General features: G+C 69.7%; 25 protein-coding genes. 12 read left to right on the top strand and 13 right to left on the bottom strand.

Going from position 1 to position 26,683, the window contains the following annotated elements; translation table 11 throughout:
• Both E3U25_RS07840 and coaBC read right to left on the bottom strand, forming a co-directional pair.
• Nucleotides 1-1,074, bottom strand: coding sequence for a cysteine desulfurase family protein (locus E3U25_RS07840; RefSeq protein WP_116220717.1), 1,074 nt, complete (start codon nucleotides 1,072-1,074; stop codon nucleotides 1-3).
• Nucleotides 1,071-2,345, bottom strand: a complete 1,275-nt coding sequence (coaBC, locus tag E3U25_RS07845) for a bifunctional phosphopantothenoylcysteine decarboxylase/phosphopantothenate--cysteine ligase CoaBC (protein ID WP_116220716.1) — start codon at nucleotides 2,343-2,345, stop codon at nucleotides 1,071-1,073. The genes E3U25_RS07840 and coaBC overlap by 4 nt, the downstream gene beginning before the upstream one ends.
• 146 nt (nucleotides 2,346-2,491) lie before the next feature.
• On the opposite strand from coaBC, the gene E3U25_RS07850 reads away from it, so the two are divergent.
• Complete coding sequence (locus E3U25_RS07850) at nucleotides 2,492-4,006, top strand: YifB family Mg chelatase-like AAA ATPase (RefSeq protein WP_036756512.1); 1,515 nt, start codon at nucleotides 2,492-2,494, stop codon at nucleotides 4,004-4,006.
• Between the two features lie 369 nt (nucleotides 4,007-4,375).
• Here E3U25_RS07850 and gshB read toward each other — a convergent pair whose 3' ends face one another.
• The 3 genes from gshB to E3U25_RS07865 all read right to left on the bottom strand — a co-directional run bounded on the left by gshB (nucleotide 4,376) and on the right by E3U25_RS07865 (nucleotide 7,355).
• Nucleotides 4,376-5,326: a glutathione synthase gene (gene gshB, locus E3U25_RS07855; protein WP_116220715.1), complete on the bottom strand. Its 951-nt coding sequence runs from the start codon at nucleotides 5,324-5,326 to the stop codon at nucleotides 4,376-4,378.
• Between the two features lie 149 nt (nucleotides 5,327-5,475).
• Nucleotides 5,476-6,228: an RlmE family RNA methyltransferase gene (locus tag E3U25_RS07860; RefSeq protein WP_036756507.1), complete on the bottom strand. Its 753-nt coding sequence runs from the start codon at nucleotides 6,226-6,228 to the stop codon at nucleotides 5,476-5,478.
• Between the two features lie 2 nt (nucleotides 6,229-6,230).
• Complete coding sequence (locus E3U25_RS07865; protein WP_072463064.1) at nucleotides 6,231-7,355, bottom strand: Ppx/GppA phosphatase family protein; 1,125 nt, start codon at nucleotides 7,353-7,355, stop codon at nucleotides 6,231-6,233.
• A 70-nt stretch (nucleotides 7,356-7,425) separates the two neighbouring features.
• Between E3U25_RS07865 and E3U25_RS07870 the strand changes: the two genes are divergently transcribed.
• From E3U25_RS07870 to E3U25_RS07895, 6 genes are all read left to right on the top strand, one after another.
• Nucleotides 7,426-7,650, top strand: a complete 225-nt coding sequence (locus tag E3U25_RS07870) for a hypothetical protein (protein ID WP_140846490.1) — start codon at nucleotides 7,426-7,428, stop codon at nucleotides 7,648-7,650.
• A complete protein-coding gene (locus tag E3U25_RS07875; RefSeq protein WP_036756501.1) occupies nucleotides 7,650-8,831 on the top strand; it encodes a vWA domain-containing protein in 1,182 nt (393 codons plus the stop codon). Before E3U25_RS07870 ends, E3U25_RS07875 begins: the two co-directional genes overlap by 1 nt.
• 27 nt (nucleotides 8,832-8,858) lie before the next feature.
• Nucleotides 8,859-9,545 carry a M48 family metallopeptidase gene (locus E3U25_RS07880; RefSeq protein WP_036756498.1) on the top strand — a complete coding sequence of 229 codons (687 nt, stop codon included), beginning with the start codon at nucleotides 8,859-8,861 and terminating at the stop codon, nucleotides 9,543-9,545.
• A gap of 53 nt (nucleotides 9,546-9,598) precedes the next feature.
• The gene (locus E3U25_RS07885; protein WP_116220714.1) at nucleotides 9,599-10,798 is read left to right on the top strand and encodes a hypothetical protein; all 1,200 of its coding nucleotides are present in this window, start codon (nucleotides 9,599-9,601) and stop codon (nucleotides 10,796-10,798) included.
• Nucleotides 10,795-12,150, top strand: coding sequence for a cytochrome P450 (locus E3U25_RS07890; protein WP_116221671.1), 1,356 nt, complete (start codon nucleotides 10,795-10,797; stop codon nucleotides 12,148-12,150). The genes E3U25_RS07885 and E3U25_RS07890 overlap by 4 nt, the downstream gene beginning before the upstream one ends.
• A gap of 234 nt (nucleotides 12,151-12,384) precedes the next feature.
• A complete protein-coding gene (locus E3U25_RS07895) occupies nucleotides 12,385-13,746 on the top strand; it encodes an aminotransferase (RefSeq protein ID WP_036756611.1) in 1,362 nt (453 codons plus the stop codon).
• Nucleotides 13,747-13,761: 15 nt separating this feature from the next.
• Here the strand turns inward: E3U25_RS07895 and E3U25_RS07900 are convergent, their stop codons facing one another.
• Nucleotides 13,762-14,031, bottom strand: coding sequence for a DUF3572 domain-containing protein (locus tag E3U25_RS07900; RefSeq protein WP_114536948.1), 270 nt, complete (start codon nucleotides 14,029-14,031; stop codon nucleotides 13,762-13,764).
• A 114-nt stretch (nucleotides 14,032-14,145) separates the two neighbouring features.
• Between E3U25_RS07900 and E3U25_RS07905 the strand changes: the two genes are divergently transcribed.
• From E3U25_RS07905 to E3U25_RS07915, 3 genes are all read left to right on the top strand, one after another.
• The gene (locus tag E3U25_RS07905) at nucleotides 14,146-15,534 is read left to right on the top strand and encodes a diguanylate cyclase (protein ID WP_116220713.1); all 1,389 of its coding nucleotides are present in this window, start codon (nucleotides 14,146-14,148) and stop codon (nucleotides 15,532-15,534) included.
• Nucleotides 15,535-15,637: 103 nt separating this feature from the next.
• Nucleotides 15,638-16,072 (top strand): DUF983 domain-containing protein, encoded by a 435-nt coding sequence (locus E3U25_RS07910; protein ID WP_036756488.1) that lies wholly within the window; start codon nucleotides 15,638-15,640, stop codon nucleotides 16,070-16,072.
• Nucleotides 16,073-16,077: 5 nt separating this feature from the next.
• Entirely contained in the window at nucleotides 16,078-16,794 is a 717-nt protein-coding gene (locus E3U25_RS07915; protein WP_116220712.1) for an NUDIX hydrolase, read from the top strand.
• 19 nt (nucleotides 16,795-16,813) lie between these two features.
• On the opposite strand, the gene E3U25_RS07920 is transcribed toward E3U25_RS07915, so the two are convergent.
• The 7 genes from E3U25_RS07920 to E3U25_RS07950 all read right to left on the bottom strand — a co-directional run bounded on the left by E3U25_RS07920 (nucleotide 16,814) and on the right by E3U25_RS07950 (nucleotide 22,646).
• Nucleotides 16,814-17,584 (bottom strand): enoyl-CoA hydratase-related protein, encoded by a 771-nt coding sequence (locus E3U25_RS07920; RefSeq protein ID WP_036756483.1) that lies wholly within the window; start codon nucleotides 17,582-17,584, stop codon nucleotides 16,814-16,816.
• Nucleotides 17,585-17,651: 67 nt separating this feature from the next.
• Nucleotides 17,652-18,104 (bottom strand): cytochrome c-type biogenesis protein, encoded by a 453-nt coding sequence (locus E3U25_RS07925; protein ID WP_116220711.1) that lies wholly within the window; start codon nucleotides 18,102-18,104, stop codon nucleotides 17,652-17,654.
• 3 nt (nucleotides 18,105-18,107) lie between these two features.
• Nucleotides 18,108-20,069, bottom strand: coding sequence for a heme lyase CcmF/NrfE family subunit (locus tag E3U25_RS07930; protein ID WP_036756478.1), 1,962 nt, complete (start codon nucleotides 20,067-20,069; stop codon nucleotides 18,108-18,110).
• A gap of 90 nt (nucleotides 20,070-20,159) precedes the next feature.
• Nucleotides 20,160-20,693: a holin family protein gene (locus E3U25_RS07935; protein WP_243785851.1), complete on the bottom strand. Its 534-nt coding sequence runs from the start codon at nucleotides 20,691-20,693 to the stop codon at nucleotides 20,160-20,162.
• Nucleotides 20,684-21,295: a holin-associated N-acetylmuramidase gene (locus E3U25_RS07940; RefSeq protein WP_116220710.1), complete on the bottom strand. Its 612-nt coding sequence runs from the start codon at nucleotides 21,293-21,295 to the stop codon at nucleotides 20,684-20,686. The genes E3U25_RS07935 and E3U25_RS07940 overlap by 10 nt, the downstream gene beginning before the upstream one ends.
• A 76-nt stretch (nucleotides 21,296-21,371) precedes the next feature.
• On the bottom strand, nucleotides 21,372-21,815 hold the full coding sequence (gene ccmE, locus E3U25_RS07945) for a cytochrome c maturation protein CcmE (protein WP_036756472.1): 444 nt from the start codon (nucleotides 21,813-21,815) through the stop codon (nucleotides 21,372-21,374).
• A gap of 18 nt (nucleotides 21,816-21,833) precedes the next feature.
• On the bottom strand, nucleotides 21,834-22,646 hold the full coding sequence (locus E3U25_RS07950) for a glutamate racemase (RefSeq protein ID WP_036756470.1): 813 nt from the start codon (nucleotides 22,644-22,646) through the stop codon (nucleotides 21,834-21,836).
• Nucleotides 22,647-23,135: 489 nt separating this feature from the next.
• On the opposite strand from E3U25_RS07950, the gene E3U25_RS07955 reads away from it, so the two are divergent.
• Nucleotides 23,136-24,056, top strand: a complete 921-nt coding sequence (locus tag E3U25_RS07955; protein WP_116220709.1) for a LysR family transcriptional regulator — start codon at nucleotides 23,136-23,138, stop codon at nucleotides 24,054-24,056.
• 307 nt (nucleotides 24,057-24,363) lie between these two features.
• A complete protein-coding gene (gene purL, locus E3U25_RS07960) occupies nucleotides 24,364-26,535 on the top strand; it encodes a phosphoribosylformylglycinamidine synthase subunit PurL (protein WP_116220708.1) in 2,172 nt (723 codons plus the stop codon).
• The last annotated feature ends 148 nt before the right edge of the window (nucleotides 26,536-26,683 follow it).

The raw sequence follows: 26,683 nt of genomic DNA on the forward strand, positions 1-26,683 counted from the left end.
TCAAACCCTTCCCGCGGTCGCCCGCCAATCATTCCTTTGCCGCCAGCGGCCATGCGCCGCAAGCCAGGCATCCGCAAAACGCATCACGTCCCGAGGCTCCGTCACCGGGCCGATCGAGACGCGGATCGCATCGCCCGCCCATTCCGCCGCGATGCCCATGGCCGTCAGAACCGAACTTGGCCGGACCTTGCCCGATGAACAGGCCGAGCCTGCCGAGACGGCAAATCCGGCCAGGTCCATCTGCATCACCTGCGTCTCTCCGCGCCATCCCGGCGTCAGGATCGACAATGTATTGGGCAGGCGGCGGGCCTCGCGCCCCGGAAATGTAACCATTTCCGCCCCGGATTCCAGTGTGGCCATCAGGGAATCGCGCAGTTGCGACACTTTTTCCCCGATTCCTTGATTCAGATCATTCTGCGCCGCTTTTGCGGCCGCTGCAAAGCCCATGATGCCGATCAGATTCTCGGTCCCGGCGCGGCGGCCCTGTTCCTGGCCGCCGCCCTTGATGCGCGCCTCGACCTCGGTGCCGCGGCGGACCACCAGCGCGCCGATGCCGCGCGGCCCGCCCAGCTTGTGGGCGCTGACGATGCCGGCCTCGATCCCCAGCCAGTTGAAGGCAAGGGGGATCTTGCCGAAGGCCTGCGTCAGGTCGCTGACCGCCAGGCCCTGCGGCAGATCCTGGATCACCCCGGTTTCGGAATTGGCCAGTTGCAGCGCGGTGCGGGCGGGATCGGCGACGGCGACCAGCCCCGCGCGGTCCGCGGGCAGCGATGCCTCGCACCAGGCCAGGACAGCCGGATGCTCGACCGCCGCACAGGCCAAGCCCCGGCCCTCCAGCGCCAGCGCAGCCGCCTCGGTCGCGCCCGAGGTAAAGATCACGTCCGCCCCCTCGGCGCCAAGCGCCACGGCGACGTCCTCGCGCGCGCGCTCCAGCGCGGATTTCGCCGCCCGCCCCTCGGCATGGACCGAGGAAGGGTTGCCGACGATTTCCATCGCCGCCAGCATCGCCTCGCGCGCCTCGGGGCGCAGCGGCGCGGTGGCGTTCCAGTCCAGGTAGACCCGGCCGCTGCTCATCCGTGGTCCTCCGGCAGGCCCTGGCCGGCAGGGCTCAGCGCCTCGGCGATGCGGCCGGCCAGGCGGCGCGCCACCTCGTCCTTGGTCAGGCGCGGCCAGCTTTCCGCCCCTTCCTCCGAAATCAGCGTGACCGCATTCTCGGTCCCGCCCATGATCCCGGTCTCGGGGTTCACGTCATTGGCGACGATCCAGTCGCAGCCCTTGCGCTTGCGCTTGCGGGTGGCATTGTCCAGCACGTCGTCGGTCTCGGCGGCAAAGCCCACCACCAGCGCCGGCCGGTCGCGGTCGAGCCGGCTGATCCAGGCCAGGATGTCGGGGTTCTCGGCGAATTTCAGTTCGGGCAGCTTGCCCGAGCCGTCCTTCTTGATCTTGCCCGGACGGGCATTGGCGACATGCCAGTCGGCGACCGCCGCCGCCATGATCGCGGCATCGGCGGGCAAGGCCGCCTCGACCGCCTCGCGCATCTCGCGCGCGGTCTGGACGGCGATCACCTCGACGCCCTGGGGCGGCGGCACCTCGGCCGGGCCGGTGACGAAGCTGACCCGCGCGCCCAGGTCGCGCAGCGCCGCGGCGATGGCCGCGCCCTGCGCCCCGCTGGAGCGGTTGGCGATATAGCGCACCGGGTCGATGGGCTCATGCGTGGGCCCCGAGGTCACGATGACATGCCGCCCCGCCAGCACGCGGGCGGGCAGCGAGACCACCGCCTCGGGCGGCAGGCGCAGCGGCCGGTCGCGCCCCAGCGCCGCGCGGATCGCCGCCAGGATCGTCTGCGGCTCGGCCATGCGGCCGGGGCCGTATTCGCCGCAGGCCATGTCGCCCTCGTCCGGGCCGACGAAGCGGATGCCGTCGTTCTCCAGCGTCTCAAGGTTACGTTGCGTCGCCGGATGCTGCCACATGCGCACGTTCATCGCCGGCGCCGCCAGCACCGGCTTGTCGGTCGCCAGCAGCAGGGTCGAGGCCAGGTCGTCCGCCATCCCCGCCGCCATCCGCGCCAGCAGATTCGCCGTGGCCGGGGCGACCACCACCAGGTCGGCGGCGCGCGACAGCTGGATATGGCCCATCTCCGATTCGCGCGTCAGGTCGAACAGCTCGGTATGGCAGGGCGCCTCGGCCAGGGCCGAGAGGGTCAGGGGCGTCACGAACTCGGCCCCCGCCTGGGTCAGCACCGGCACGACCGAGCCGCCCTCGCGCCGGATCATGCGGACCAACTCGGGTATCTTGAATGCGGCGATGCCCCCGCCGACGATCAGCAATATGCGGCTGCCTTGCATGGTCGTTTCCCTGTGCCCCGTATGTGCCCCGTGTCATCCGCCCTGCACATAGGCGCAAGCGCGGCCCGGAACAAGCAAGCCGAACCCGTTAACCATTCTTTAAACCCTGCGGGTTAAGCCTGCCCCGGTGCAGGGGAGAAGTGCCGATGGCGGCGATTGCCTATACCGTGGCCTTCGACGGGGTCGAGGCGCGACTGGTCGAGGTGCAATGCTCGGTCTCGCCGGGCCTGCCGGGATTCGGCATCGTCGGCCTGCCCGACAAATCCGTCAGCGAGGCGCGGGAACGGGTGAAGGCCGCCTTCGGGGCGCTGTCCATCGCCATGCCCTCGCGCCGGGTGACGGTGAACCTGTCGCCCGCCGACCTGCCCAAGGAGGGCTCGCATTTCGACCTGCCCATCGCGCTTGCGGTGCTGGCCGCGCTGGAGATCGTCCCGGCCGAGGCGCTGGAGCGGGTGGTGGCGCTGGGGGAACTGGCGCTGGATGGGCGGCTGTCGCCGGTCGCAGGCGCCCTGCCCGCCGCCGTGGCCGCGGCCGAGGACGGCCGCGCGCTGCTGGTGCCGCGCGCCTGCGGGGCCGAGGCGGCCTGGGTCGGCACCGTGCCGGTCCTGGCGCCGCAGAGCCTGCGCGAGGTGGTCGATCACCTGACCGACCGCGCGCCCCTGGCCCGCGCCGCACCGGGCGAGCTGGCAGAAGCCGTGTTCGAGGCCGACCTTGCCGAGGTCAAGGGCCAGGAACGCGCCCGCCGGGCGCTGGAGATCGCCGCCGCCGGCCGCCACCACCTGCTGATGATCGGCCCGCCCGGCGCCAGCAAGTCGATGCTGGCAACCCGCCTGCCCGGCATCCTGCCGCCGCTGAGCCCGCAGGAGGCGCTGGAGACCTCGGTGATCCATTCCGTCGCCGGCCTGCTGGCCGAGGGCGGCATCTCGCGCACCGCCCCCTTTCGCCAGCCGCATCACACCGCCTCGATGGCGGCGATGGTGGGCGGCGGGCGCAACGCCCGGCCCGGCCAGGCGAGCCTTGCGCATAACGGCGTGCTGTTCCTGGACGAGCTGCCCGAGTTCGAGCGCCGGGTGATCGACGCCTTGCGCGAGCCGATCGAGACCGGCGAGATCCACGTCTCGCGCGCCAATGCCCATATCCGCTATCCGGCGCGTTTCCTGCTGGTCGCGGCCGCCAACCCCTGCCGCTGCGGCGAGATCGCGGATGCCAGCCGCGCCTGTTCCAAGGCGCCGCGCTGCGGGGCGGATTACCTGGGCCGCATCTCGGGGCCGATGATGGACCGGTTCGACCTGCGCATCGAGGTGCCGCAGGTCGCGATCGAGGATCTGGGGCTGCCCGCCACCGGCGAAAGCTCGGCCAGCGTCGCCCTGCGCGTGGCCGCCGCCCGCGCGCTGCAAGCCGCCCGCTTTGCCGATCACCCGACGGCGCGGGTGAACGCCGACGCCTCGGGCCGGCTGCTGGAGGAGATCGCGCCGCTCGACGGCGAATGCCGGTCGCTGCTGGCGCTGGCGGCCGAGCGGCTGGGGCTGACCCCGCGCGGCTATCACCGCATCCTGCGCAGCGCGCGCACCATCGCCGACCTGGACGCATCCGCCGCGATCCGCCAGCCGCACCTGGCCGAGGCGCTGTCCTATCGCCTGCCCTTCGGCCGCCCGGATTGAGGGGCGGAGCGTCGCCATGGCGGCAGGCGGCAGGCGGCAGGTGGCAGACGGCAGACAGCAGACGGCAGACGGCAGACGGCAGACGGCAGACGGCAGACGGCAGACGGCAGACGGCAGACGGCAGACGGCAGACGGCAGACGGCAGGAAGGATGGTTGCCAGAACAGGCGGCGCCGCAAGGCCGGCGGCCAGGTTCGAGCCATGCGGCTGGGAGAAAGGGCAAGCCGCGGGGCTGGCTCCCTCTTGCCGAAAACCGGCTCGCCCGCCGCCAGGGCATGGCGGCGCGGCACCTTTCCACGCCGGGCCGGTCCACACCGGGCCGGCATCGCGACAGGCCAATCCGCCCCTGCGCCGACCCCGCGGCCGCGGGTCAGCCCCGCTCGGCCAGCCGCCGCTCGATGGCGTCCCAGATCAGCCCTGCGGCATTGATGCCGTCGAAACGCTCAAGCTCCTGGATGCCGGTGGGCGAGGTCACGTTGATCTCGGTCAGCCAGCCGTCGATCACGTCGATGCCGGTGAAGATCAGCCCCTTTTCGCGCAGCACCGGGCCGATGCGGGCGCAGATCTCGTATTCGCGCTCGGTCAGGCCGATCTTTTCCGGCCGGCCGCCGACATGCATGTTGGAGCGCGCCTCGCCCGCAGCCGGGACGCGGTTGATCGCGCCGACCGGCTCGCCATCGACCAGGATGATGCGCTTGTCGCCGCGGACCACGGCGGGCAGGTATTTCTGCGCGATGATCGGCTCGCGGCTGTTCGACAGGAAGGTCTCGACCAGCGAGGACAGGTTCGGATCGTCGGGCCGCATGTGGAAGATGCCCACGCCGCCGTTGCCGTAGAGCGGCTTGAGGATGAAATCGCCGTGCCGCTCGCGGAAGGCGCGGATCTGCGCCAGTTCGCGGGTGATCAGCGTGGGCGGCGTCAGTTCGGGGAAATCCAGCACCAGCAGCTTCTCGGGGCTGTTGCGCACCCAGAAGGGGTCGTTGACGACATAGGTCGAGGGATGCACCCGGTCCAGCAGATGCGTGGTGGTGATATAGCCCATGTCGAAGGGCGGGTCCTGGCGCAGCCAGACCACGTCGAATTCCGACAGGTCCACGTCGGCCCAGTCGCCGAAGGTCACATGGTTGCCCTGTTCGCGGCGCAGGCTGATCGGGCGGCCGCGGGCCATGACCCGCCCCTCGCAATAGCTCAGGCGGTCGGCGGTATACTGGAACAGCCGGTGGCCGCGGGCCTCGGCCTCCAGTCCCAGCCGGAAGGTGCTGTCGCCGTCGATCGAGACATGCTCGACCGGGTCCATCTGAAGGGCCACGTAAAGACTCATGCTATCATTCCCAGCCAGTTTCGCCCGAAGTTCTGGCAAGCATGGGCGGGGTTTGCAAGCGGCAGCGCCGCGGCCCGCCCGCGGCAGGACCGGCGCGCCGGCACCGCCGCCCTGCGCGGTGGCCGGCCTGGGGGACGCCCAGGGGCGGCTCAGCCCTGGTCGGTTTCGTCCGCGTCCTGGCCGCGAAACCCCTGCGCCACCACGAATTTCTCGGAGGAATCCGAGCGGCTGGCCGGCGGCTTCACATTCGCCACCTTGCGGAAATTGCGCTTGAGCATGGCCTGCATCTCGGTCTCGGCCCCGCCGGCCAGAACCTTGGCGACGAAGGTGCCGCCCGGCTCCAGCACGTCGAAGGCCAGCTGCGCCGCCGCCTCGACCAGCGCCACGATGCGCAGGTGGTCGGTGCCCTTGTGCCCCGACGAGGCCGCCGCCATGTCCGACATCACCACATCGGCCCGCCCGCCAAGCCAGGCCTTGACCTGCGCGTCGGCGCCGTCGGACAGGAAGTCGAGCTGGTGGATCTCGGCCCCCGGAATCGGATCGACCTCTTGCAGGTCGACGCCCAGCACCCGGCCGACCTTCTTGCCGGGCTTGTCGCCAAGCGCGTTCACGCGCGCGACCGCCACCTGGCACCAGCCGCCGGGCGCGCAGCCCAGATCGACCACCCGCGCGCCGGGCACCAGGAAGCGATACTTGTCGTCCAGCTCCAGGATCTTGTAGGCGGCGCGGCCGCGATAGCCCTCGCGCTTGGCGCGCGCGACATAGGGGTCGTTCAACTGCCGCTCCAGCCACAGCGTGCTGGAAAGCTTGCGCCCCTTGGCCGATTTCACCCGCACCCGCAGGTCGCGCTGGCCGCGGCCCGAGCTTTTGCGCCCCTCGCCCGGCTTCTTGCCTTCGCTCATCTTCAAGCCACCCCGTTCATTCCATCCGGGGCCAGCACCCCGTCCTTGACCATCTGCACATAAAGCAGCCCCTCGCGCAGGCCGCGGTCGGCGACCGAAAGCCGCGTCGTCGGCCAGACCCGCATCAGCGTCTGCAGGATCGCCGCGCCCGACATGATCAGCGCATGGCGTTCCCGCCCGATGCGCGGATCGGCGCGCCGCCCCTCGGGGCCAAGCGCCAGATAGTCGCGGATCACCCGGTCGATCTGGGCCGTGGTCATGGTCAGCCCGTCCACCTTGGTCCGGTCATAGCGGCGCAGGCCCAGATGGCTGGCCGCCACCGTGGTCACGGTGCCCGAGGTGCCGATGATCTGGAACCCCTCCCGCATGGTCTGGGCCAGCGCATAGGGGGCGAAATCCGCCAGCATCTCCTCGAAATGCCAGGACATCAGGGCAAAGCGGCCTTGGTCGTCCTCGACATCCTCGAACTGGTCGCGCAGCGTGGCCACGCCCAGCGGCACGCTGATCCAGTCCACCACCCGCGCGCCGCCCGGCTGCGGGTCAGTGAAACCATTGCCCAGCCGCATGATCGCGCGCGAGCGTTCCTTGGGCTCGACATCCTCGAGGTCGATCCAGACCAGCTCGGTCGAGCCGCCGCCGATGTCCACCACCAGCAACTGCTCGGTGCGCTGGCTGACCAGCGGCGCGCAAGAGATCACGGCCAGCCGCGCCTCTTCCTCGGCGTCGATGATCTCGACCGGCAGGCCGGTCTCGCGCCGGATCATGCGCAGGAAGTCGCGGCTGTTCCTGGCCCGCCGGCAGGCCTCGGTGGCGACAAGGCGCATGCGCGCGACCTTGTGCGCCTCGAGCTTGCGCCGGCACACCTGCAAGGCATGCACCGTCCGCGCCATCGAGGGACGCGACAGCCTGCCTGATGCCTCGAGGCCGTGCCCAAGCTGGACCGGCTTCGAGAAACTGTCCACCACCTGGAACTGGCTGCCCGCGGGACGGGCAATCAGCATCCGGCAGCTGTTGGTGCCAAGATCCAAGGCCGCATAGAGCGGCCCGTCCTCGGCCGGGCGGGTGACGAAAGGCTCGACCGTTTTTCTCGGGAACGCGTCCGCACCCGCAGGACGCCTGGGCGCCATGGTCACGCCCTCCGATAACAAGTTGGACCGAAAGTAACCTGCGGCCGCCACGCCTTCAAGGGGGCGCGCGTTGGGGCGTGCGTGGGGCGTGCCTCTCGACAGGGGCGCGGGGGCGGGCTATGCCCTGCCCATGATCGTGATCGCCGCCTTCCTGATTGGCGCAGCGATCGGCTGGATGCGCGCCGCGAAAGCCGGCGGCAGCCGCGCCGACAAGCTGCAATATGCCGCCGCCCATGCTCTGGCGCTGACCGTGCTGGGGCTGTTCCTGACCATATTGCTCAGCCGGATGGGCTGATGTTCCGGCCCTTCCTCGACAGTCTGCGCCGCCATGGGGTGCCGGCCAGCCTGCGGGAATACCTGGACCTGCTGGCGGGGCTGCAGGCCGGGCTGTCGGACTGGTCGCCCGAGGGCTTCTATCACCTCGCCCGCGCCACGCTGGTCAAGAACGAGGCGCATATCGACCGATTCGACCGCGCCTTTGCCGAAGCCTTCGCGGGTCTGGACGAGATCCCGGTCGAGGCGCTGGTGAACGAGGTCTCGATCCCGCGCGAATGGCTGGAAAAGCTGGCCGAGAAGCTGCTGACCCCCGAGGAACGCGCCGCCGTCGAGGGCGCCGGTTCCTTCGAGGAGCTGATGAAGCGCCTGCGCGAGCGGCTGGCCGAGCAGCAGGGCCGCCACCAGGGCGGCAACAAGTGGATCGGCACCGCCGGCACCTCGCCCTTCGGCGCCTATGGCTACAACCCCGAGGGCGTGCGGATCGGCCAGCACGAAAGCCGCCACCGCCGCGCCGTCAAGGTCTGGGACAAGCGCGAGTTCCGCGATTTCGACGATTCGGTGGAACTCGGCACCCGCAACATCAAGGTGGCGCTGAAGCGGTTGCGGCAATGGGCCCGCCACGGCGCGCTCGAGGAGCTGGACCTGCCCGGCACCATCCGCGCCAGCGCCGAGCATGGCTATATCGACGTCCAGACCCGGCCCGAGCGCCACAATGCCGTCAAGGTGCTGCTATTCCTGGATGCGGGCGGCAGCATGGACGACCATTCCCGGCTGGTGGACGAGCTGTTCTCGGCCGCCCGCGCCGAGTTCAAGCACCTGGAGCATTTCTATTTCCACAATTGCGTCTACGAGGCGCTGTGGAAGGACAACCGCCGCCGCTGGACCGAAACCACGCCGACGTGGGAGGTCATCAACCGCTTCGGCCGCGACTACAAGGCGATCTTCGTCGGCGACGCCGCGATGTCGCCCTATGAGATCGCCATCCCCGGCGGCGCCAACGAACACTGGAACCCCGAATCGGGCGAGACATGGCTGCGGCGCCTGCGCGAGACCTGGCCCGACCATGTCTGGCTGAACCCGGTGCCCCGCGCGCATTGGCCGCATACCCGCTCGATCGACATGATTCGCGAGATATTCGAGGATCGCATGCAGCCCCTGACGCTGGAGGGGCTGACCCAGGCCATGCGCATCCTTGGCTGAGCGCCGCGCCATGCCCATATTGCGCTTATGCTGAAATTCACGCCGATCCTGCTGATCCTGCTCTATGCCGCCGCGATGTGGTTCTTTTCCGCATGGCGGCTCAAGGCCGAGCTGAACCAGAAGTCCACGCCGCTGCAGCACCCCCGGCTGGTGCCGATGCTGGAACGGCTGGGCCGGGCCATGGACCTGCCGCGGGTGCAGGCGCATGTCTACGAGGTCGGCCATGTGAACGGGCTGGCCGCGCCGGATGGCCGCATCTTCCTGACCCGCGGTTTCCTCGACCGGCTGGACCGCGGCGAAGTGACCGAGGCCGAGCTGGCATCGGTCATCGCGCATGAGCTGGGCCATGTCGCCCATGGCCATACCCGGCGCCGCATGGTGGATTTCGCCGGCCAGAACGTGGTGCGCATGGTGCTGGCGGGCGTCCTGGGCCGTTTCCTGCCCGGCATCGGCGTCTGGATCGCCAATCTCGCCGCCAGCGCCATCGCCGCGCGCCTGTCGCGCCAGGACGAGTTCGAGGCCGACGCCTTCGCCAGCGCGCTGATGGTCAAGGCCGGGCTGGGCACCGAGCCGCAGAAAAGCCTGTTTCGCAAGCTCGACCGGCTGGCGGGCGCGGGACGCGCCGGGGCGCCGGCCTGGCTGATGTCGCATCCGCCCGCCGCGGCACGCATCGCCGCCATCGAAAAGCTCGAGGCGCGCTGGGAATTAGCCTAACTTGTCTGCGCGCGCGGATCGCGTATGCTGCGCGGGCAAGCAGTTGATTTTCCATGACCCGCCCCTTTCGTCGCCGCGTCCTCTACATTCCGGGCTATGATCCGATCCCGCCCCGCCGCTATCGCGAGCTTTACCGGCGCGAGGGGGCGGAACAGGCCCGCATCTCCGGCTACGGCCTGGCCTTCGGCTCGCGCCGCGACCGCACGGGCTTCGGCTGGGGCGTGACCGGCGATTTCGCCGGCACCGCCGCCGAGGCCGAGTTCGAGGTGCTGGTCTGGGCCGACATCGTGCAGGGCTCGATGGGCCAGGGCATCCTTGCGACCTATGGCCAGCTTTTCCGCACCGCCTGGGCCTATGTCGGCTCGGGCGCACTGTTCCGGCTGATGCGGCTGCGCCGTGGGCCCGTGATCGCGGCGCTCTACCCGGTGGCGGTGCTGCTGGCGCAGCTGCTGGCCTCGGCGCTGGCCGGGGCGCTGGTCGGCTGGGCGCTGGGACGGCTGACCGGGTTCGGCTGGTGGCTGGGCGGACCCGTCGCGCTGGCGCTGACCTGGGCCGGGCTGCACCTGTGGCGGCGCATCGACGGCAAGATATTCGCCTGGTATCTGATGCACGACTATGCCTTCACCGCCCAGGACCGCGGCGCCTATCCCCCGGCGCTCAAGGTGCGGCTGGCGCGTTTCGCCGACCGCATCGCCGAGGTGCTGGCGGGCGACTGGGACGAGGTGCTGGTCGTCGGCCACAGTTCCGGCGCCTATCTGGGCGTCTCGGTTCTGGCCGAGCTGATCCGCTCGGGCCGGGTTCCCGCGCAGGGACCGCGGCTTTCCTACCTGTCGCTGGGCCATGTCGTGCCCATGGCGTCCTTCCTGCCGCACGCGAACCGGCTGCGCGCCGACCTGCGCTTTCTCTCGGCGCGCGGGGAACTCGACTGGATCGACGTGACCGCGCCGGGCGACGCCTGCTGCTTCGGCCTGTGCGATCCGGTCGCGGTCTCGGGCGTCGAGCCGCCCGGCCGCCGCCACCCGCTGGTGCTGTCGGCGGCCTTCACCCAGACGCTTTCCCCGCAAAAGCGGCGCGCGCTGCGCAGGCGCTGGTTCCGGCTGCATTTCCAGTATCTCTGCGCCTTCGACCGGCCGGGCGACTACGATTACTTCGCCATCACCGCCGGGCCGCTGACGCTGGGACAGCGCTTCGCTGGGCGCAGCCATTCGCCGGGGCGGATCGCGCGCGCCGTCAACCGCTGGTGCGCGCCATGATCCCGCCCAAACCGCCGGCCCGGCCGGGAAAAGCCTCGGTCTGGCGCTTCATCCGCGATTTCCGCCGCGACATCCTGTCGGCGCAATCCGACCGGCTCTATCGCGCCTGGATGGCCGAGTTCCGCGGCCCCTTCGTCCACAGCTTCACCTGCAACGACCCGGCGCTGGTCGATCTGATCCTGAAGAAGCGGCCGATGGATTTCCCGAAATCGCCGCGCATGGCCGCGGGCTTGCAGCCGCTGCTGGGCAATTCCAGCTTCATCTCGAATGGCGAGACCTGGCTCCACCAGCGCCGCATCATCGACCCCGCCTTCGAGGGCGGCCGCCTGCGCGAGGCTTTCCCGGCGATGTGGGACGCGGCCCAGGCCGGCGTCGCGCGCCTGCAGCCGCTGGCCGACGGCGCCGAGATCGACATCGAGCCGCAGACCAGCCATATCGCCGCCGACGTGATCTTCCGCACGCTGTTCTCGATCCCGATCGAGGATGCGACCGCCGCCCAGGTCTTCCAGGCCTTCCGCGAGCATCAGGAGGCGCAGCCGATGGTGAACCTCGGCGGGCTGATGGCGCTGCCCCGCTGGGCGCGGCTGCACGGCCGCCGGGTGCGCCGGACCGCAAGCCGCATCCGCACCCTGATCCGCCAGCTGGTCGCGGCCCGCACCAACGAGATCGCCACCGGCACCGCGCCGCCGGACCTTGCGACCAAGATCATGACCACCCCCGACCCGCAGACCGGCCGCACCTTCACCGAGGCCGAGATGATCGACGAGGTCGCGACCTTCTTCCTGGCCGGGCACGAGACAGGCGCCTCGGCCCTGGCCTGGGCGCTCTACCTGCTCGCCGAAAGCCCCGACTGGCAGGACCGGCTGGCCGAAGAGGCGCGGCAGAACCTCGCCCCCGATTTCGCCGCCATGCGCCACTTGCCGCTGGCCCGCGCCGTCTTCCGCGAGGCGCTGCGGCTCTACCCGCCCGTGGCGATGACCGTGCGGCAATGCCGCCGGCCCGAGACCCTGCGCGACCGCAAGGCACCGAAAGGGGCGCAACTGGTGCTGTCGCCCTGGCACCTGCACCGGCACCAGCGGCTCTGGGACGACCCCGACCGCTTCGACCCCGCGCGCTGGGAAACCGAAAACGGCAAGACCTGCCAGCGCGAGGCCTTCATCCCCTTCTCGGCCGGCCCCCGCGCCTGCCCCGGCGCCGGCTTCGCCATGATCGAGGGGCCGCTGATCCTCGCGGCGCTGCTGCGCGCCTATCGCCTGGAACCGGCCCGCGAACGCCCGGTGCCGGTGATGCGGCTGACGCTGCGCGGCAAAGACGGCATCCGCCTGCGCCTTTCCCCAAGGCAAGGGGGATGACCCGCGCCCGCAGCACCCCCAAGGCACCGACGCCAGGACATTTCTTCGTTCCACAAATACTCATGCGACGCCGCCAACCGGCGCAAACCGCCGCACCCCGCACCGGCATTTCCACCGCCCGCCCCGGCAATTCGCCCGTCCCGCCGCCCGCCAGCCGTCACTTGGCCGCGGCCCCCATTGAACCGCCCCCGGCGCCCGGCTAGCCTTCCGCCAAAGCAGATGGAGGCTGACGTCATGAACCAACCGCAAAGCTGGGAAGCCAGGGCCGAGACCTATTCGCTCTACGGCTTCACCGACATGCCCTCGGTCCATCAGCGGGGCACGGTCGTCGTGACCCATGGCGAGGGGCCCTATATCGTCGACGTGCATGGCCGCCGCTACCTGGATGCCAATTCCGGCTTGTGGAACATGGTCGCCGGCTTCGACCACAAGGGCCTGATCGAGGCCGCCAAGGCGCAATACGACCGCTTTCCCGGCTATCACGCCTTTTTCGGCCGCATGTCCGACCAGACGGTGATGCTGTCGGAAAAGCTGGTCGAGGTCTCGCCCTTCGACAGCGGCCGGGTCTTCTATACCAACTCCGGCTCCGAGGCGAACGACACCATGGTCAAGATGCTGTGGTTCCTGCATGCCGCCGAGGGCAAGCCGCAAAAGCGCAAGATCCTGACGCGCTGGAACGCCTATCATGGCGTGACCGCGGTTTCCGCCTCGATGACCGGCAAGCCCTACAACTCGGTCTTCGGCCTGCCGCTGCCCGGCTTCATCCACCTGACCTGCCCGCATTACTGGCGCTATGGCGAGGAGGGCGAGACCGAGGAACAGTTCGTCGCCCGCCTGGCCCGCGAACTCGAGGACACCATCGAGCGCGAGGGCGCCGACACCATCGCCGGCTTCTTCGCCGAGCCGGTGATGGGCGCGGGCGGCGTGATCCCGCCGGCAAGCGGCTATTTCCAGGCCATCCTGCCGATCCTGAAAAAGCACGACATCCCGATGATCTCGGACGAGGTGATCTGCGGCTTCGGGCGCACCGGCAATACCTGGGGCTGCCTGACCTATGACTTCATGCCCGATGCGATCATCTCGTCCAAGAACCTGACGGCGGGCTTCTTCCCGATGGGCGCGGTGATCCTCGGCCCCGACCTCGGCAAGCGCTTGGAAGCCGCCGTCGAGGCGATCGAGGAATTCCCGCACGGCTTCACCGCCTCGGGCCACCCGGTCGGCTGCGCCATCGCGCTGAAGGCCATCGACGTGGTGATGAACGAGGGGCTGGCCGAGAACGTGCGCCGCCTCGCCCCCCGCTTCGAGGCCGGGCTGAAGCGCATCGCCGACCGCCCGAACATCGGCGAATACCGCGGCATCGGCTTCATGTGGGCGCTGGAAGCGGTCAGGGACAAGCCGACCAAGACCCCCTTCGACGCCAATCTCTCGGTCAGCGAGCGCATCGCCAACACCTGCACCGACCTGGGTCTGATCTGCCGGCCGCTGGGCCAGTCCATCGTGCTGTGCCCGCCCTTCATCCTGACCGAGCCGCAGATGGACGAGATGTTCGAGAAGCTGGAAAAGGCGCTCGACAAGGTCTTCGCCGAGGTCGCCTGAGCCCTCGGGCGGCCCCTACCAGGGGTCGCCCCCGCCCAGCACGGCGCGCGCCAGCAGCACCCGCTGCGGCGCGATCTGCGCCGCCTGCGCGAAGTCCAGCACGCGCTGGTCATGTTCCAGCAGGAAATCCAGCACGAAGACGGAAAACTCCGGCCGCGCCGCCATCGCGCGCAACCCCGCCACGTCGCTGCCCGATTGCGCCAGCAGCGCCCCCACCAGTTCCGCATCCCCGGCGATATGGGCAAAGCCCGCATCGGCAATGTCGCGCGCCTCGTTTCGTGTCATTCCGCTCTCGCTTTCGTGAAGCCCGGCGCGAATTTCTTCGCGGCCGGAAAGGATTTGTTAACCATTGCCGCGCAAGATGCGGCTCTGGGCTCGGGGTGTAAAGCAGGCGTAACCATGGCAGGGCGCATTCTTGTCGTTGACGGCGTGCCGACGAATCGCATCACCATGAAGGTGCGGTTGTCCTCGGCCTGCTACGAGGTCACGACCGCCACCTCGGGGGCCGAGGCCCTGCGCATCGCGCGGCTGATCCATCCGCAGATCGTGCTGGTCGGCGCCAGCCTGCCCGACATGGACGGGGCCGCGCTGTGCAGCGCGCTGCGCGCCCAGCCCTGGGCCGCCGACCTGCCGGTCCTGGTCCAGGCCAGCGGCACGGATCGGGTGGCGGCGCTGCGGGCGGGCGCGGCGGCGCTGATCGACGCATGCAGCGACGAGTTGACGCTGCTTGCGCGCATTCGCGGGCTGATGCGGCATGAATACGGCGGGCTCGATCATCCCGCCCCCGGCATGGCCGAGGCGGCGGCGGGCTTTGCCGCGGACAACCGCCCGCGCGCGGTCTTCGTCGCCGACCGGACTGCCACGGCGCTGGGCTGGCGGCACGCCCTGCGCGACCGGGTGGACTTCGCCATCGCGGTCCACGAACCCGAACATGCGCTGGCCGAGGCGGCATCCAGCCGGGTCGCCGATCTCTACCTGATCGCCGCCGACATCCAGCAACCCGGCGACGGGCTGCGGCTGCTGTCGGAACTGCGCTCGCGCCCACGCTCGCGCGAGGCGGCGGTGGTGGTGGCGCTGCGCCCCGAACGGGCCGAGATGATGCCGGTGGCGCTGGATCTTGGCGCCGGCGACGTGCTGCCCTGGGATCTGGCCCGCCCCGATGCGGCGCCCGAGACGGCGATGCGCCTGCAGGCCCAGCTGGCCCGCAAGCACGAGGCCGACCGCCGCCGGCACGAGACCCAGCGCAACATGCGCTGGGCGATGACCGATCCGCTGACCGGGCTGCACAACCGCCGCTTTGCCCTGCCTCGCCTGGGCGAACTGGCGGCCGAGATGCAGGAACGCCAGGGCGACCTGGCCGTCATGCTGCTGGACCTGGACCGCTTCAAGCAGGTGAACGACATCCACGGCCATCCAGCCGGCGACGCCGTGCTGGCCGAGATCGCCGCCCGCCTGGCCGCCACCCTGCCCGAGGGCGCGCTGCTCGCCCGTTTCGGCGGCGAGGAGTTCCTGGCCGTCCTGCCCGATTGCCCGGCCCGCGCCGCCCGCCGCGTGGCCGAGGATCTGCGCCGCGCGGTGATGGCCGCGCCGGTCGCCCTGCCGCAGGGTTGCCAGAACGCCGAGCTGGGCGTCACCATCTCGGTCGGCGTGGCCACCGGCCAGGGCGCCCCGCATCTGCTGCCGCTGGACCCCGAGGCGCTGCTGGCCAGCGCCGACCGCGCGCTGCTCAATGCCAAGTCCTCGGGGCGCAATCGAATCGTCATGGCCGCGCCCGGAATTGCGGCCTGATTGCCGCTGCGTCCCTTTGTCGCGGCAATTCCCGACTTACGGCGCGCTTTTCTTTATGGGCCGCATCCCCTAGATAAAGGCGGAACAGGAAAGGAACGCGCCCATGCCTCATGCCTATTCCGACACCGCCCTGCCCGAACGTCCCGTCAAGCCGGCCATGCTGCGCGGCGCGCTTGGGCGCTGCCCCTCTTGCGGGCAGGGCCGGCTGTTTCGGGGCTATCTGTCGGTCAGCCCCACCTGCCCGCATTGCCACGAGGAACTGCACCACCAGCGCGCCGACGACGGCCCGGCCTATCTGACCATCCTGCTGGTCTCGCATCTGGGTGCGCCGCTGCTGCTGGCGATCTTCATGATGTATCGCCCCTCGGCCATGGCCATGCTGATCGGCTTCGGCCTGGGCGCGGTGGTGCTGTCGCTGCTGTTGCTGCCGCGGATCAAGGGCGGGATGATCGGCTTCCAATGGGCGCGCCGGATGCATGGCTTCGGCGCCGAGCCCGCCTCGATCGAGCCTGCCGCGATCGAGGCCGCCGCGTCGTGAGCACCATGGCCGGAACCCCCGCCCCGACGCGCGACGCCGCCGAGCAGCCGATCCGCGATGCCGCCACCGTCATCGTGCTGGACCGCAACGCCCAGGGCGGGCCTTCGGTGCTGATGGGGCAGCGCGGGGCTTCGGCCGTGTTCATGCCTTCGAAATACGTCTTTCCCGGCGGCGCGGTGGATGCGGGCGATGCGCAGGTGCGCCTGGCCGGCGAACTGCCGCCCCGGACCTCGGCGCTGCTGGCGGCCGAGCCGCGCAACGGATCACAGGTCACGCCCCTGGCGCTGGCCGCCGCCGCCCTGCGCGAACTGGCCGAGGAAACCGGCCTGCTGACCGGCCCCCCCGGCCCCGCGCCCGAGGGCTGGGACCATTACGCCGGCGCCGGGCTGGCGCCGGATGCCTCGGCGCTGATCTACATGTTCCGCGCCATCACCCCGCCCGGCCGGCCCCGCCGCTTCGACGCGCGCTTCCTGCTGCTGGACGCCGAGCGGCTGCACGGCGACCGCCACGATTTCAGCGCCGCCTGCGATGAGCTTTCGCATCTGCATTGGGTGCCCCTGCCCGAGGCGCGGGCGCTGGACCTGCCCTTCATCACCGAGGTGGTGCTGGCCGAGGTGGCAAGCCTGCTGGCCGGGGCCGGCGACGGGCCGCTGGCCCCGCCGCCGACGGTGCCCTTCTTCGACAACCGCCTGGGGGTGCCGCGCTTCAAGCGCATCGGCTAGGCGGGCTCAGCCCCCCGATTCAGCGCCCGTTGAAGCGGGGCGCGCGCTTTTCCAGGAAGGCGGCGACGCCCTCGGCGAAATCCGCCGTGCGGGCCATGTCGCCTTGCAGCCTAGCCTCCAGCCGCAACTGCCCGGCCATGTCGTTGCCGCCCGAGGCGCGCAGGGCCTGCCGGATCGCCAGGAAGGCCGCGGTCGGCCCCTGGGCCAGGGCTTGGGCCCGCGCGGCCACCACGGTTTCGAACTCGGCGTCCGGCACCGCCTCCCAGATCAGCCCCCATTCCGCCGCCTTCGCCGCCGGGATGCGGTCGGCGAAGAGCATCATCCCCATGGCGCGCGGCACCCCGACCGAACGCGGCACGATGAACGTCCCGCCCGCATCCGGGATCAGGCCGATCCGGCTGAACGCCTGCACGAAACTGGCGCTTTCCGCGGCGATGACCACATCGGCGGCCAGCGCCAGGTTGGCCCCCGCCCCCGCCGCGATGCCGTTCACCGCGGCGATCACCGGCACCGGCGCGTCCGAGATGGCGGCCAGCATCGGCTCGTATTCCTCGCGCAGAATGGTTTCCACGTCGAACCCGCCGGTGGCATCGGTCAGATCCTGGCCCGAGCAGAAGCCGCGCCCGTTCCCGGTCAGCACCACGCAGCGCGTGCCCGGCGGCAGGTCCGTCAGCGCCGCGACGATCTCGGCCCGCATGGCGCGGTTGAGCGCGTTGACCACGTCGGGCCGGTTCAGCGCCAGCCTTGCGATGCCGTCTCGATGCGTGAATTCGATGGTCTGAAAGCTCATCCTGCCCCTCCCCCGGTTTCGGCCATCCTGCCGGGGCGGGGCGCGGCGGGAAAGCCCCGACCCTGCGTCAGTCGCGCAGGATCCGCTCCAGCCGGGCCTTTTCCTCGTCGCTGAGCTTGGCCGGCCCTTCCTCGGCCAGGCCGCGCGAGCGGATGAAGCGCCAGCCCACCAGCAGCGCCAGCAGCGCCATGACCGGCCCGGCCAGGTAAAGCAGCCAGTTCGCCCCGCGCGCCGGCGGCTCGAACAGGACATATTCGCCGAAACGGTCGGCGATGGCCTGCACCGCCTCGCCGTCGCTGTCGCCGGCGACCAGGCGCTCGCGCAGGTAAAGCCGCAGATCGCGGCTGATGGCGGCATTCGATTCGTCGATGGTCTCGCCCTGGCAGACCGGGCAGCGCAGGGTCTTGGAGATCTCGCGCGCCCGCGCCTCCAGCGCCGGGTCGGACAGCACTTCGTCGGGCTGGACGGCCAGGGCGGGCAGCGCAAGCAGCAGCGACAGGCACAGGATCAGGGCGCGCATGGGCTACTCCGCCGGCTGGGGCGCGACGCGGGCATGGCGGGCACCGGCGGCGACGCGATAGCGCCGGTCCGACAGGCTGATGAAGCCGCCAAGCGCCATCAGCGCCGAACCCAGCCAGATCCAGCTGGCGAAGGGCTTGATATAGACCCGCACCGCCCAGCCGCCGTCCTGCTGCTCGTCGCCGATGACCAGGTAGAGGTCGCGGAACAGCCCGTTCTGGATCGCCGCCTCGGTCGTGGGCATGGATTGCACCGGATAGACCCGCTTTTCGGGATGCAGCAGTGCGACCTGCCGCCCGTCGCGATCGACGCTCATCGCGGCGATGATCGAGTTGTAGTTGGGGCCCGGACGCTCTTCGACGCTGTCCAGGGTGATGTCGTAGCCGGCGACGGTAAAGGTCTCGCCGATCCGGGCCACGCGGATGTCCTCGACCTGCCAGGCCATCAGCAGGCTGATGCCAATGAAGGTGACGCCCAGCCCGGAATGGGCCACGGCCTTGCCCCAATCGGCGCGCGGCAGCCGGCGCAGGCGCGCAAGGCCGGAATTGCCGGTGCGCAGCCACAGGTCGGCGGCCGCGCCCGCGACCAGCCAGGCGCCCAGGCCCGCGCCGATCACCGCCAGCGCCGAATGGCCGGTCGAGACGGCAAAGACCAGCGCCATCACCGCCCCGGCAAAGACCAGCGCGCCGCGCAGCGGGTAAAGCGCGCGCTTCAGCCTGCCGCGCTTCCACGGCAGGATGGCGCCGACCGGCAGGATGATCGCCAGCGCCACCATGAAGGGCGTGAAGGCCTGTTCGAAGAAGGGCGCGCCGACCGACAGCCTGCGGTCCCACAGCATCTCGGCCACCAGCGGCCAGACCGTGCCGATGAAGACCACGAAGGTCGAGACCGCCAGCAGGATGTTGTTCAGGACCAGCGCCCCCTCGCGCGAGACGGGGGCGAAGGCGCCCCGCGCCTGCATCGAGGCGGCGCGGAAGGTGTAAAGCAGCAGCGCGCCGCCGACGAAGAAGGCCAGGATCGCCAGGATGAACACGCCGCGCTGCGGATCGCTGGCGAAGCTGTGGACCGAGGTGATGACGCCCGAGCGCACGATGAAGGTGCCGATCAGCGAAAAGCCGAAGGCCATGATCGCCAGCAGGATGGTCCAGCTTTTCAGCACCTCGCGCTTTTCCACCACGATGGCGGAATGCAGCAGCGCGGCGGCGATCAGCCAGGGCATGAAGCTGGCGTTTTCCACCGGATCCCAGAACCAGAAGCCGCCCCAGCCCAGCTCGTAATAGGCCCACCAGGACCCCAGCGCGATGCCGATGGTCAGGAACACCCAGGCCGCCAGCGTCCAGGGCCGGACCCAGCGCGCCCAAGCGGCATCGACCCGCCCCTCGATCAGCGCGGCGACGGCAAAGCTGAAGGCCATGCTGAGCCCGACATAGCCGAGGTAAAGGAAGGGCGGATGGAAGGCGAGGCCCGGATCCTGCAGCAGCGGGTTCAGGTCGCGCCCGTCGAAGGGCGGGCTTTCCATGCGCAGGAAGGGGTTCGAGGTGAACAGGGTGAAGGCCAGGAAGGCCGCGCCGATCGAGGCCTGCACCGACAGCACCCGCGCCCGCAGCTTGGGCGGCAGGTTGGCGTCGAAGACGGCCGCCATGGCGCCGAACAGCGCCACGATCAGCACCCACAGCAGCATCGAGCCCTCGTGGTTGCCCCAGACGCCGCTGATCTTGTAGATCATCGGCTTGGCGGTGTGCGAGTTCTGGTAGACCAGCGCGACCGAGAAATCCGAGGTCACGAAGGCCATGGTCAGCGCCGCGAAGGAAATGCCGACCAGCCCGAACTGCGCCAGCGCGGCAGGGCGGGCGGAGTCGATCCAGCCGCTCCAGCCCTTGCTGGCACCGATCATCGGCACGACCATCTGGAACAGGGCCACGACAAAGGCCAGGATCAGTGCAAAATGGCCAAGTTCAGCGATCATGGGCTTCCTCCGGGGGTGGCTGCGCCGCAGGATAGCCGCGGTGCGGGCGGCAAACCAGCCCCCCGCACCTGCCAGATTGTCACAGCATCGCTAGCGCGCCGCGCCGGCCGCGGCCCAATCCCGCAGGGCCGGGTTGTCCTCGAAGGGCTCGGCCGTCATCAGCGGCGCCTGGGATGCGGCCGGCGCGTCCTCGGCGCCTGCCTTGCGCGGCGGGACGGGCAGCATGGGCCGGCTGCGAAAGTAATGCGCCTCTCGCGCGCCGAAATAGAAGCTGATGATGGCGCCCAGCAGCCACCAGAGCGGCTCGGGCACCAGGTTCAGGTTCTCCATCCGCAGGCCGAAACCCTCGGGATCGGCCATGGCATAGGTGAACAGCCCCACCGTCCCCAGCGTCATCAGCGGCCGCGGCAGCCGGTTCAGCCCGTTCATCATCGCGTCGAACCAACCACACGGCTGGGCGGCGAACTCGCCGGAAAGCTGGGCGATGGCGCGGGCATAGGCCTCTTCGTCCAGTTCCATGCGCCGCGTCGCGTTCTCGCGGAACACCTCGGCCACGCCGGTCGCGGCATTGGCGACGGTGGTGACGGCGCCGCTGGCGCCCAGGAAACGGTCCATCAGCCCCATTTCGCCACCCTCGCCCGATGCTCGGCCGCCGTCAGGTGATACTTGGCCGAGATGAACTCCTCGGCCCGCAGGATCCAGCCGCCCTTGCCCCCCGTTCTGGTGCGGGCGTATTTGCGGCTGGCCGGGCGCGCATCGCCCAATGCGTAGTAATAGTTGCGCCGCGCGATCCCGTAGGCATCGGCGAAATAGCCCGGCGCCGCCGCATCGGCCTGCTGCGCAGCCTGGATGGTGCGCGGCCCGACCACGCCGTCGTCCGTGGCCGCAAAGCCCATGCGCGTGGCCAGCCGTTGCAGGATCTTCACCGCATTGGCACCGGCATTGACATACATGTCGAAGACCGAGGCCTGCACCGAGACCGGCAGTTCCGCCAGCCGCGGGCGGCGGAAATAATGCTCGACGAAGATGCGCTCGGCATCGGCGCGGGTCAACGCCCTGACATCCGCCACGTCGACCCGCCCGTCGCCGGTCTTGTCGATCCCCAGCCGCTGCAGGGTCGCCAGCGTGACGCCGAATTTCGTCGCCCCGCCCGGATCGTCGGGGTCGTTGACGTAGCCCCCCTCACGCGCGACGATCTCGGCCGCGATCTGCGTTACTGTCTTCATGTCCAGCCCCCAATCCTGAAGCGGACCAAGGCTGGAGAAATCCGGTTAACCGGCCGTTAACCGGGCGCGCGTTGCGTCAGGAGTTCGGCTCCTGGTAGACGCCCTGCTCCTTCAGCGAATCCATGACTTCGCGCGGCATGTAGTTCTCGTCGTGCTTGGCCAGGATTTCCGAGGCGACGAAGGTCTCGCCCTCCATTCGCCCGGTGCCGATCATGCCCTGGCCTTCCGAGAACAGGTCGGGCAGCACGCCGGTAAAGCGCACCGGGATGGTGGCGCCGCCGTCGGTCACGCGGAAGGTCACCGTCTCGCTGGCGCCGCGCACCAGGCTGCCGTCCTCGACCAGGCCGCCCAGGCGGAACACCTCGCCCACCTCGGGCGGGTTCTCGGTCATCTGGCTGGGCGAGCGGTAAAGGTTGATGCCGTCGCGAAACCCGTAGCCGATCAGCCCGACGGCCAGCACAAGGGCCACGGCGGCGGCTATCAGGATCTGGATCCGGCGTCTTTTCTTCAATGACTTCATGTTGCAAGCTTTCCTTGTTCAGGCGCTTTCGAACCTGATCGGATGGCGGAGGAATTGCGTGGCCTTGCCCGAGACGCGCTCGGGATCGCCCGTGGTCAGGAAGCGCGAACGGGTGCCCGCGCCCAGCATTTCAGGATGGCGCTCAAGATAGTCATCAAGGCTTTCGGCGACCAGGTCGGGCTGGGAATAGACCTTGACCCCCGGCCCCAGCGCCTTCTGGAAGGCGGCCTGCACCAGCGGGTAATGCGTGCAGCCCAGGATCGCCGCCTCGGGATGCGGCATCCGGCGCAACAGCGCCTCGACATGGGATGTCACCAGCGCCTCGGCCAGGATCTCGTCGCCCATCTCGATGGCATCGACGACGCCGCCGCAGGGCTGGGCCTCGACATCGACGCCGATGGCGCGAAAGGCCAGCTCGCGCTGGAAGGCGCGGCTTGCCACGGTGGCGGGCGTGGCGAACAGCGCCACATGCTTCACCGCCACCTCGCGCGGGGGCGAATTGTCGCCCCAGCCGCGCTCGGTCAGTGCCTCGATCATCGGCACGAAGACCCCCAGCACGCGCTTATCCGCGGGCAGCCAGGTCTCCTGCATGCGCTTGAGCGCGGCGGCTGAGGCGGTGTTGCAGGCCAGGATCACCAGATCGCAGCCCTCGGCCCAAAGCCGCTCGACCCCGGCGCAGGTCAGGCCGAAGATGTCCTCGGCGTCGCGCACGCCATAGGGGGTATGGGCATTGTCGCCCAGATAGACCAGCGGCAGGTCGGGCATCCGGGCGGCGATGGCGGCCAGAACAGTCAGCCCGCCCAGACCCGAATCGAATACGCCCACCGCCATGACTAGCCTCCTGCTCGCGAATGGCCTTTTTTAGGATGCGCCGCGCCGGAATGCCATGATTTATGTCACCCCGCCGCCGGGCCGGGGAGTGCGGCGAGGCAAGGCCTTTGGGGCCGCCCCAGCACGGGTTTTCCCGGCCGATTCCCCTGCCGGCGGGACGCAGGGGCGGCAGCGGCGGGCCGCCCTTGCGGCAGAAGGTCGCGCGGCCCGGTCCCGCGCCCGGTCGGGGGCACCCGCCCGGACCCTGCCCCAGACCACCCGGCGCAGTTCAAAAGCGCGTGACGTTTCGCCGGTCCGAATCGGCACCCCGGACGGGATTTGCACAGGCCTGGCCTGCCCCTGCTCGCCGGGTGGCCATTCGCTGCGCATTGTGGGTAAGCAACACTGTCCGAGAAAGGGTTTTCTTGGCGTTTTGCAGGCTTGTTCCGCTAACCTTCTGTGATAAGGGTTGCACGGATTGCATGGCTGATGCCGCAAGAAAGCACTGTTATGGACTGGGATAAGTTAAGAATATTTCACGCCGTCGCCGACGCGGGCAGCCTGACCCACGCGGGCGATGTTTTGCACCTGTCCCAGTCCGCCGTCAGCCGCCAGATCCGCGCGCTGGAGGATTCGCTGGGCACCACCCTTTTTCACCGTCATGCCCGCGGGCTGATCCTGACCGAACAGGGGGAACTGCTGTTCGAGGCGACCTCTTCCATGGTCCGCAAGCTCGACACCACCGCCGCCCGCATCCGCGACAGCGAGGAAAGCGTCTTCGGCGAACTCAAGGTCACGACCACCACCGGCTTCGGCACCATGTGGCTGGTGCCGCGGCTGGCCAAGCTTTACGATCGCTATCCCGATCTCAAGATCGACCTGATGCTGGAAGAACGCGTGCTGGACCTGCCCATGCGCGAGGCCGACGTGGCCATCCGCATGAAAGAGCCGAACCAGCAGGATCTGATCCGCCGCCGGCTGCTGAACATTCGCATGCGGCTTTATGCCACGCCGGAATATCTGGCCAAGGCCGGCACCCCCGAGACGCTGGAGGATCTGGGGCCGCACCGGCTGATCTGCCAGAACCCGCAGACGCCGCAGGTCAGCTCGGGCGCGGTGCTGTCGCAGATGCTGCTGGCGCGCAACGTCAGCTCGACCCTGATGGTGAACAATTACTTCGGCGTGCTGCAAGGCGTGCTGAACCATGTCGGCATCGGCGTCCTGCCGGATTACCTGTCGTCGGATTTCCTCAGCCTGACCCGCGTGTTGCCCGACATCCAGTCGGGCGAGGTGCCGGTCTTCCTGGCCTTCCCCGAGGAATTGCGCGCCTCGCGCCGCGTCGCCGCCTTCCGCGATTTCGTGCTGGAGGAGATCCAGTCCCTGCGCCGCCAGCAGACCGAGGAACAGGCCGCCGACCCCTCCGCGGGATGAGCGCGAAACGGGCAGATGCCGCACGGCTTTGCCCGAGGCATTCGCAGAATGCATATCGGGCATGTGCTGCAATGCGGAAATGATCCTTGAACCGTTCGCCGACTGCACATATTTCCGATCTCGAAGGCGATGGTTTGAGGAAACTCTCATCACCTTCAACCTCCCTGTTGGACTTGAGCCGGGCTTCATGCCCGGCTTTTTTTTTGCCCCGCCGGCCGCGGTTTTTCCCGGCCCCGCGCGCGGGCCCCTTTCCTAACCCTTCGCCGCCGCTTAAAAGGCCGCAAAACCGGGGGAAAGGCGCCAGGACATGAACGAACCGCAGATCACCGAGGAACTGATCGCCGCGCACGGGCTCAAGCCCGACGAATACCAGCGCATCCTCGAGATCATCGGTCGCGAGCCGAGCTTCACCGAACTCGGCATCTTCTCGGCCATGTGGAACGAGCATTGCTCCTACAAGTCGTCCAAGAAATGGCTGCGCACCCTGCCGACCACCGGCCCGCAGGTGATCTGCGGTCCGGGCGAGAACGCGGGCGTCGTGGACATCGGCGACGGCCAGGCCGTGGTCTTCAAGATGGAGAGCCACAACCACCCCAGCTATATCGAACCGCACCAGGGCGCCGCGACCGGCGTCGGCGGCATCCTGCGCGACGTCTTCACGATGGGCGCCCGCCCCATCGCCGCCATGGACGCGTTGTCCTTCGGCCGGCCCGAGCATCCCAAGACCGCGCATCTGGTCAAGGGCGTGGTCGAGGGGATCGGCGCCTATGGCAATGCCTTCGGCGTGCCGAACGTGGGCGGCGAGGTGCGCTTTCACCGCAGCTATGACGGCAACTGCCTGGTGAACGCCTTTGCCGCGGGCCTGGCCGACAGCGACAAGATCTTCTATTCGGCCGCCTCGGGCGTGGGCATGCCGGTGGTCTACCTGGGCGCCAAGACCGGGCGCGACGGCGTCGGCGGTGCCACCATGGCCTCGGCCGAGTTCGACGACACCATCGAGGAAAAGCGCCCGACCGTGCAGGTCGGCGACCCCTTTACCGAGAAATGCCTGCTGGAAGCCTGCCTGGAGCTGATGCAGACCGACAGCGTGATCTCGATCCAGGACATGGGCGCGGCCGGGCTGACCTGCTCGGCGGTCGAGATGGGCGACAAGGGGGGCCTGGGCATCAAGCTGGTGCTGGACGCCGTACCGCAGCGCGAAACCGCCATGACCGCCTATGAGATGATGCTGTCCGAGTCGCAGGAACGCATGCTCATGGTGCTGAAGCCCGAGAAGGAGGCCGAGGCGCGGGCGATCTTCGAGAAATGGGACCTGGACTTCGCCATCGTCGGCGAGACCATCGCCGAGGACCGTTTCCTGATCGTCCACGGCAACGAGGTCAAGGCCGACCTGCCGCTGTCCAAGCTTTCCTCCAGCGCGCCGGAATACGACCGCCCCTGGGTGGAAACGCCTGCCGCTCCCGAGATGCCCGCCCTGCCCGCCCTTGCCCCGATCGCGGCGCTGAAGGCGCTGATCGGCAGCCCCAGCTACGCCCACAAGGGCTGGGTCTGGGAACAATACGACACCCAGGTCGGCGCCGATACCATCCGCCGCCCCGGCCTGGGCGCCGGGGTGGTGCGGGTGCATGGCACGAAGAAGGCGCTGGCCTTCACCAGCGACGTGACGCCGCGCTATGTCCGGGCGAACCCCTATGAGGGCGGCAAGCAGGCGGTGGCCGAGGCTTACCGCAACCTGACCGCCTGCGGCGCCCTGCCGCTGGCCACCACCGACAACCTGAACTTCGGCAACCCGGAAAAGCCCGAGATCATGGGCCAGCTGGTCGGCGCCATCAAGGGCATCGGCGAGGCCTGCGCGGCGCTGGATTTCCCCATCGTCTCGGGCAACGTCTCGCTTTACAACGAGACCGACGGCAAGGGCATCCTGCCCACGCCCACCATCGGCGGCGTCGGGCTGATCGCCGACCTGGACGGGCTGATCGCCGGCCTGCCGGCCGAGGGCGACCTGGCGCTGGTCATCGGCGAGACGCGGGGCCACCTGGGCCAGTCGGCGCTGGCCGCCGAGGCCTTCGGCATCGAGGCCGGCGACGCGCCGCCCGTGGACCTGGCCGCCGAGCGCCGCAATGGCGAATTCCTGCGCGCGCATGGCGGGCTGGTCCGGGCCGCGGCCGACCTGTCGGATGGCGGGCTGGCGCTGGCGGCCTTCGAACTGGCCGAGGCGGCAGGCCTGGGCGTGACGCTGGACAGCGCCGGGATCGCCCAGCTTTTCGGCGAGGACCAGGCGCGCTACCTGGTCGCCTGCACCGCCGGGAACGCGGCCAAGCTGGCCGATGCGGCCGCGGCGGCCGGCGTGCCGCTGGCGACGGCCGGCAGCTTCGGCGGCGAGACGGTGGTCCTTGGCGGCGATGCCGCGCCCCTGGCCGAGCTGTCGCAGCTTTATCGCACCGCCTTCGAGAAAAGCCTGAACCTGGAACTCGCCTGAGCCCGGAAAGCGGCCCTTGGCCGCTGCCTCCGGCGGGGAGTATTTGGGGAACAGAGAAAGCGCTAGCCGGCGGTTTCGCCGTGCCGGCGCCGGCCCCTGGCAGGCTGCTGCGTGCGACAGGAGAGCTTGGGCCGGGAACCGGGAAAGT

The organism is Paracoccus versutus (genome assembly GCF_029909795.1).
Lineage (GTDB): Bacteria > Pseudomonadota > Alphaproteobacteria > Rhodobacterales > Rhodobacteraceae > Paracoccus > Paracoccus versutus.

Bases quoted from the DNA above. Each gene is read 5' to 3' on its own strand.
- E3U25_RS07840 (WP_116220717.1), bottom strand. From the start codon at position 1,074: ATGAGCAGCGGCCGGGTCTACCTGGACTGGAACGCCACCGCGCCGCTG.
- coaBC (WP_116220716.1), bottom strand. From the start codon at position 2,345: ATGCAAGGCAGCCGCATATTGCTGATCGTCGGCGGGGGCATCGCCGCA.
- E3U25_RS07850 (WP_036756512.1), top strand. From the start codon at position 2,492: ATGGCGGCGATTGCCTATACCGTGGCCTTCGACGGGGTCGAGGCGCGA.
- gshB (WP_116220715.1), bottom strand. From the start codon at position 5,326: ATGAGTCTTTACGTGGCCCTTCAGATGGACCCGGTCGAGCATGTCTCG.
- E3U25_RS07860 (WP_036756507.1), bottom strand. From the start codon at position 6,228: ATGAGCGAAGGCAAGAAGCCGGGCGAGGGGCGCAAAAGCTCGGGCCGC.
- E3U25_RS07865 (WP_072463064.1), bottom strand. From the start codon at position 7,355: ATGGCGCCCAGGCGTCCTGCGGGTGCGGACGCGTTCCCGAGAAAAACG.
- E3U25_RS07875 (WP_036756501.1), top strand. From the start codon at position 7,650: ATGTTCCGGCCCTTCCTCGACAGTCTGCGCCGCCATGGGGTGCCGGCC.
- E3U25_RS07880 (WP_036756498.1), top strand. From the start codon at position 8,859: ATGCTGAAATTCACGCCGATCCTGCTGATCCTGCTCTATGCCGCCGCG.
- E3U25_RS07885 (WP_116220714.1), top strand. From the start codon at position 9,599: ATGACCCGCCCCTTTCGTCGCCGCGTCCTCTACATTCCGGGCTATGAT.
- E3U25_RS07890 (WP_116221671.1), top strand. From the start codon at position 10,795: ATGATCCCGCCCAAACCGCCGGCCCGGCCGGGAAAAGCCTCGGTCTGG.
- E3U25_RS07895 (WP_036756611.1), top strand. From the start codon at position 12,385: ATGAACCAACCGCAAAGCTGGGAAGCCAGGGCCGAGACCTATTCGCTC.
- E3U25_RS07900 (WP_114536948.1), bottom strand. From the start codon at position 14,031: ATGACACGAAACGAGGCGCGCGACATTGCCGATGCGGGCTTTGCCCAT.
- E3U25_RS07905 (WP_116220713.1), top strand. From the start codon at position 14,146: ATGGCAGGGCGCATTCTTGTCGTTGACGGCGTGCCGACGAATCGCATC.
- E3U25_RS07910 (WP_036756488.1), top strand. From the start codon at position 15,638: ATGCCTCATGCCTATTCCGACACCGCCCTGCCCGAACGTCCCGTCAAG.
- E3U25_RS07915 (WP_116220712.1), top strand. From the start codon at position 16,078: ATGGCCGGAACCCCCGCCCCGACGCGCGACGCCGCCGAGCAGCCGATC.
- E3U25_RS07920 (WP_036756483.1), bottom strand. From the start codon at position 17,584: ATGAGCTTTCAGACCATCGAATTCACGCATCGAGACGGCATCGCAAGG.
- E3U25_RS07925 (WP_116220711.1), bottom strand. From the start codon at position 18,104: ATGCGCGCCCTGATCCTGTGCCTGTCGCTGCTGCTTGCGCTGCCCGCC.
- E3U25_RS07930 (WP_036756478.1), bottom strand. From the start codon at position 20,069: ATGATCGCTGAACTTGGCCATTTTGCACTGATCCTGGCCTTTGTCGTG.
- E3U25_RS07935 (WP_243785851.1), bottom strand. From the start codon at position 20,693: ATGGGGCTGATGGACCGTTTCCTGGGCGCCAGCGGCGCCGTCACCACC.
- E3U25_RS07940 (WP_116220710.1), bottom strand. From the start codon at position 21,295: ATGAAGACAGTAACGCAGATCGCGGCCGAGATCGTCGCGCGTGAGGGG.
- ccmE (WP_036756472.1), bottom strand. From the start codon at position 21,815: ATGAAGTCATTGAAGAAAAGACGCCGGATCCAGATCCTGATAGCCGCC.
- E3U25_RS07950 (WP_036756470.1), bottom strand. From the start codon at position 22,646: ATGGCGGTGGGCGTATTCGATTCGGGTCTGGGCGGGCTGACTGTTCTG.
- E3U25_RS07955 (WP_116220709.1), top strand. From the start codon at position 23,136: ATGGACTGGGATAAGTTAAGAATATTTCACGCCGTCGCCGACGCGGGC.
- purL (WP_116220708.1), top strand. From the start codon at position 24,364: ATGAACGAACCGCAGATCACCGAGGAACTGATCGCCGCGCACGGGCTC.